The following is a 5935-nucleotide window of genomic DNA, read 5'->3' as shown; positions in this document are numbered from 1 at the left end:
GGGTACGAACGGCCTCCGCCGGGAAATCGCCCATGGCCGATTCCTCCGAGAGCATGACCGCATCGGTGCCATCGAGGACGGCATTGGCGACGTCGGAAACTTCAGCACGGGTGGGAATGGGCTGATGAATCATGGATTCCATCATCTGTGTGGCGGTGATGGTCAGGCGATTGTACTTCTGCGCCAGAGCGATAATCCGCTTCTGCACGGGGGGCACCGCGGCGTCGCCAATTTCGACACCCAGATCGCCCCGCGCCACCATGATGACCTCGGAAACCGCCAGAATTTCTTCGATGGCCTCTACCGCCTCGGCGCGCTCTATTTTGGCCACCATCGCGCCATGCCCACCCGCTTCGCGGAAGAGGCGACGGGCTTCATCCATATCCGCGGCACTGCGCGGAAAGGAGACGGCCAGATAGTCGGCCTCCAGGCGGGCTGCCGTAATAATATCGGCGCGGTCCTTGTCGGTCAGTGCCGGTGCAGTTAGTCCGCCGCCAGCGCGGTTAATGCCCTTGCTGTTAGAGAGCTCGCCCCCCTGCACGACCCGTGTGTGAATCTCGGTACCTTGCACCTTTTCTACCCAGAGGACGATCATGCCGTCATTGAGGAGCAGAGTAGCGCCGCGTTCCACATCGTTGACGAGTTGGGGATAGGTAATACCCACCCGCGCCTGATCGCCCACGGCACAAGTGCTATCGAGAACAAAGGGTTCGCCTTCCCGGAGATGAATTTTATCTTCGGCAAATTTACCGATGCGAATTTTGGGTCCCTGCAAATCGGCTAACACACCGATAGCGCGGCCATGGGCGCGCGCCCTTTCCCGGACCATCTCGGCACGCTTCACGTGATCTTCGGGCGCGCCGTGGGAAAAATTGAGGCGGACGACATCGACACCCGCCTCGATCAGGCGATCGATGACCTGCACATCAGAACTGGCAGGGCCCAGGGTTGCGACGATTTTCGTCCGGCGTATCAAGTGTGTGTACCTCTCGCACGTTCTTCCAGCATGGCTACGGCAGGCAGGGCCTTGCCTTCGAGGAATTCCAGGAAGGCACCGCCACCCGTACTGATATAAGAGACCTTATCTTCGATGTGAAACTTGTTAATCGCCGCAATGGTGTCGCCACCCCCGGCAATGGAGAAGGCGCTGCTTTCGGCTACCGCCTGGGCAATGGCTTTCGTGCCACCGGCAAAGGCATCGAACTCAAACACGCCTACCGGGCCATTCCAGACGATGGTGCCTGCCTTACGCAGTATTTCGCCCAAGGCCCTGGCGGTATTGGGGCCGATATCGAGCACCATGTCGTCCGCTGCGATATCGTCCACGCCACAGGTTCTGGCAGGTGCCGTAGCCGAAAACGCCTTGGCGACGACCACATCACTGGGCAGCGGTACATCGCCGCCCTTGGCCTTGGCTGCCGCGATGATGGCTTCGGCATCGGGCACCAGATCGGCCTCACAGAGGGATTTGCCGATGGAATGGCCAGCGGCGAGGATGAAGGTGTTGGCAATGCCGCCACCCACCACCAGTTGATCCACCTTGTCCGCCAGGGACTTGAGGATGGTCAGCTTGGTGGACACCTTGGATCCGGCGACAATGGCGACCAGAGGACGCTTGGGGTTCTGCAGGGCCTTGCCCAGCGCCTCCAGTTCATTGACGAGCAGAGGGCCGGCACAGGCGACAGGCGCGAACTTGCCGACGCCGTGGGTACTGGCCTGGGCACGATGGGCCGTACCAAAAGCATCCATCACATAGATATCGCAGAGCGCGGCCATTTTCCTGGAAAGCGCTTCGTCATCCTGGCCTTCGCCCGCATTAAAGCGGACGTTTTCCAGCACGACCACATCACCGTCCTGCAGCCGGGCGAGGCTATCCTTACCGCCATCCAGCCAATCCCGCACCAAAGGTACGTCGCGGCCCAGCAACTGGCCGAGATGGGCGGCAATGGGGGCCAGGCTGGCCTTTTCGTCAAAAACACCTTCCTTGGGACGCCCCAGATGGGACATCAGCATTACCCGCGCACCGCCGTCCAGCGCGGCGCGAATGGTGGGCAGGCTGGCGCGGATGCGGGTGTCATCGGTAATAGCCCCTGCATCATTCATGGGGACATTGAGGTCCTCACGAATCAACACGCGCTTGCCCTTTAAAGGCAAGTCGGTCATGCGCAAAATATTCATGGCGGGTCCTCCTCTCAGCGGGCCTGACCCATCATGGCGAGGGCGGTATCCACCATGCGGTTGGAGAAGCCCCACTCGTTGTCATACCAGGAGCAGACCTTGACCAGTTTGCCCTTGACCTTAGTCAGGGAGGACTCGTAGGTGGAGGAGTGCGGGTTGTGGTTGAAGTCGATGGAGACCAGGGGCTTGTCGTTGTAGCCGTAGACACCCTTGAGCGCGCCTTGACTGGCCGCTTTCATGGCCGCATGGATTTCGTCTACGGAGACTTCCTTGTTGACGATACAGGTGAGGTCAACGAGGGAGACGTTCTGCGTGGGCACGCGGATGGCGAAGCCGTCCAGCTTGCCCGCCAGCTCCGGCAGTACCAGGCCGATGGCCTTGGCGGCACCAGTGCTGGTGGGGATCATGCTCATGCCGGCAGCGCGGGCACGGCGCAGGTCTTCGTGATAAACATCGATAATGCGCTGGTCATTGGTCATGGAGTGGATGGTGTTCATGGTCCCCGCCTCGATGCCGGCGAGATCATTGAGGGTCTTGGCCAGAGGCGCCAGGCAGTTGGTGGTGCAGGAGCCGTTGGAGACGATGTGGTGTTTGGCGGGGTCGAGCAACTGGTGGTTGACGCCGTAGACGACGGTGAGGTCGACCGCATCTTTTGCCGGTGCCGAGATCAGCACTTTCTTGGCGCCGCCCTTGAGGTGCAGGGCCGCCTTTTCGCGGGAGGCAAAGAAGCCAGTGCACTCCAGGACTACGTCCACACCCAGATCACCCCAGGGCAGCTTGGAAGGGTCGCGTTCGGCGAGCACCTTGACCCGGTCGTCGCCGATCAGCATGTCGCCGTCATCGACGTTCACCGGGAAAGGGAATTTGCCATGCACGGAATCATACTGCGTCAGGTGGGCGTTGGTTTCGGGGCTGCCCAGGTCATTGACCGCGACGATCTGGACTTTGTCAGTCCGGTTCGCTTCGTACACTGCCCGCAGGATGTTCCGCCCGATACGCCCATAGCCGTTAATACCAATACGCAATGCCATAATGTGAACTCCTCAATGTTTTAAAATGAATGATTTACAGTGTCTGGAAACGCGCGACCACGTTATCCACCGTGAAGCCGAATTTTTCGAACAGGATCGGGGCCGGGGCCGAAGCGCCGAAGTGGTCGATACCGATGACCGCGCCGTGCAGACCCACATACTTGTACCAGAGCCCCGTGGTGCCCGCTTCGATAGCGACGCGCTTGGTGATGCTGATGGGGAGGACACTCTCCTGATATGCCGCATCTTGCGCCGCGAAGATGTCCATGCAAGGCATGGAAACCACGCGCACGGGATGTCCTTGCTCCGCCAGCTTGGCCTGTGCCGCCAGCGCCAACTCCACTTCGGAACCGGTGGCGATGAGGATACCCTTGGCTTTGCCGCCCTCGGCATCCTTGATCACATAGCCGCCGCGGCGGGCGTTGGCCACGGTTTCGTCGGTATGTGGCAGGGCCGGGAGGTTCTGGCGGCTGAGGGCGAGCAGGGACGGCGTCCGCTCCAGTTTGACCGAGGATTCCCAGGCGATGGCGGTTTCCACGGCATCCGCCGGACGCCAGACGTTGAGGTTGGGGATCAGGCGCAGGCTGTTAACCTGCTCGATGGGCTGATGGGTGGGGCCGTCTTCACCCAGACCGATGGAGTCGTGGGTCATCACGTAGACCACACGAATGCCCATCAGCGCCGACATCCGGATGGCGTTGCGGCTGTAGTCGGAGAAGATCAGGAAGGTGCCGCCGAAGGGCAGGAAGCCACCGTAGAGGGCAATGCCGTTCATGATGGCGGACATGCCGAACTCGCGCACGCCGTAGTGGATGTAGTTACCCATGAGGCGATGTTTGCCGATGTCGATGGCTTCTTTCCAGCGGGTGTTGTTGGAAGGGGTCAGATCGGCAGAGCCACCGATAAACTCGGGTAATGCCGCTGCAACGCCTTGAATGCACTGGCCGGATGCCACACGGGTGGCAATCTTGGGCGCCGCCTTACGGAAGCCGGCAATAAGCGCTGTCACCGCGTCATCGAAACCGCCGCTGACGGTGCCTGCCAGGCGCCGTTCGAGTTCCGCCGCTTCTTCGGGATAGAGTTCCCGGTACCTGGCGAAACGGGTCTTCCAGTCGGCCTCGGCGGCCTCCCCCTTGGCCCGGGCATCATAAGCCCGGTAGATGGCCTCGGGGATCTGGAACGGCTCCGCGGACCAACCCAGGTTTTCCCGGGTCAGGCATATCTCTTCGGCGCCCAAAGGCGCGCCATGACAGTCATGGCTGCCCGCCTTGTTGGGGGAGCCATGGCCGATGACCGTCTTGCAGCAGATCAGGGTGGGTTTGCTGGTCTGTTTGCGGGCATCAATGACCGCCGTTCTGACGGCTTCGGGGTCGTGGCCGTCGACATGGCGGATCACATGCCAGCCGTAAGCCTCGAAACGGGCTGGAGTGTTGTCGGCGAACCAGTCATCCACATGACCGTCAATGGAAATGTTGTTGTCGTCGTAGAAACAGATGAGCTTGCTGAGCCCCCAGACGCCCGCTAAAGAGCAGACTTCGTGGGAAACGCCTTCCATGAGGCAGCCATCACCGAGGAATACATAGGTGTAGTGATCGATGATTTCGTGACCGGGCCGGTTGAAGTGACCGGCGAGCATACGCTCCGCCAGCGCCATTCCGACACCGTTGGCGAGACCCTGACCCAGAGGACCCGTGGTCGTTTCTATACCTGGGGTGTCGCGGTACTCCGGATGACCAGGGGTCTTGCTGTGCCACTGGCGGAAGTTTTTGAGGTCTTCCATAGAGACATCGTAACCGGTGAGATGGAGGAGCGCGTATTGCAGCAGGGAGCCGTGCCCATTGGACAGAATAAAGCGGTCGCGATTGGCCCAGTGGGTATTGGCGGGGTTGTGGACCAGGAAGTCGTTCCACAGCACTTCGGCAATGTCCGCCATGCCCATGGGCATGCCGGGATGGCCGGATTTCGCTTTTTCCACGGCGTCCATGGTGAGAACGCGGATCGCGTTCGCCAGATCTGTACGGGTCACAGTCATAACATACTCCTTATAAATAGAAATCAGTCGATGCGTTGGTGGGTACGGACCCGGCGCAAAATGCCGTCGTGACCGGAAATAACCAGGCTTTCGCTCTCTACGAAATAGTGGGAGCGGGTTACCCCATCGAGGATATCGCCGGAGGTCAGGCCGGTAGCCACAAAGAGCACGTCATCGCTCGATACCAGGTCGTCACGACCCAGCCACTGGCCAGCCTTGAGGCCAGCGGCGGCGATGGCTTCGGCTTCGCCGGGCTTCTGTGGCGACAATGCACCAAACATGTCTGCACCCATGGCGCGGGCGGCGCAGGCGGAGATGACACCTTCCGGGGTGCCACCGATGCCCATCATGGCATCTACCTTGGTGCCGAGGGCGGCCATGATGCCGCCGCTGACGTCGCCGTCTGTCTGCAGGCGTACGGTGGCGCCCGCCGCCTGAATTTCGCGGATCATGGCTTCGTGGCGCGGCTTCTTGAGCAGGAAGATGCGCAATTCACGGACCTCCTTGCCGAGGGCGCGAGCCAGGTCGTGGAGCTTGTCCTTCATCGGTGCGGCAGGGTCTATTTTGCCGCGGGCCGGGGCCGGGACAATCAGCTTGTCCATATAGTAGGCCGGGCCGGGCTGGAACATGCTGCCTTTGGGAGCCGCCGCCAGCACGCAGATGGAGCCGGGCATGCCCTGGGCCAGGAAGGTGG

Annotated in this window: 5 protein-coding genes; all 5 read right to left on the bottom strand. The window is 61.0% G+C overall.

Going from position 1 to position 5935, the window contains the following annotated elements; all coding sequences use genetic code 11:
- Nucleotides 1–976: pyruvate kinase (gene pyk, locus Q0C48_RS11995; RefSeq protein ID WP_291524664.1), on the bottom strand; the 976-nt coding region annotated here is incomplete at its 3' end.
- Complete coding sequence (locus Q0C48_RS11990) at nucleotides 973–2178, bottom strand: phosphoglycerate kinase (RefSeq protein ID WP_291524662.1); 1206 nt, start codon at nucleotides 2176–2178, stop codon at nucleotides 973–975. The genes pyk and Q0C48_RS11990, both read right to left, overlap by 4 nt.
- Nucleotides 2179–2192: 14 nt before the next feature.
- On the bottom strand, nucleotides 2193–3209 hold the full coding sequence (gene gap, locus Q0C48_RS11985; RefSeq protein ID WP_291524660.1) for a type I glyceraldehyde-3-phosphate dehydrogenase: 1017 nt from the start codon (nucleotides 3207–3209) through the stop codon (nucleotides 2193–2195).
- Nucleotides 3210–3243: 34 nt separating this feature from the next.
- Nucleotides 3244–5241 carry a transketolase gene (gene tkt, locus Q0C48_RS11980; protein ID WP_291524658.1) on the bottom strand — a complete coding sequence of 666 codons (1998 nt, stop codon included), beginning with the start codon at nucleotides 5239–5241 and terminating at the stop codon, nucleotides 3244–3246.
- Nucleotides 5242–5264: 23 nt separating this feature from the next.
- The coding region (locus Q0C48_RS11975; protein ID WP_291524655.1) for a fructose-bisphosphatase class II at nucleotides 5265–5935 on the bottom strand (671 nt) is incomplete at its 5' end.

The organism is Acidithiobacillus sp., assembly GCF_023255755.1.
In the GTDB taxonomy this organism is placed as follows: Bacteria; Pseudomonadota; Gammaproteobacteria; order Acidithiobacillales; family Acidithiobacillaceae; genus Acidithiobacillus.
The sequence above is the reverse complement of the archived record's forward strand: the minus strand, read 5'-3'. Positions and strand labels throughout refer to the sequence as shown.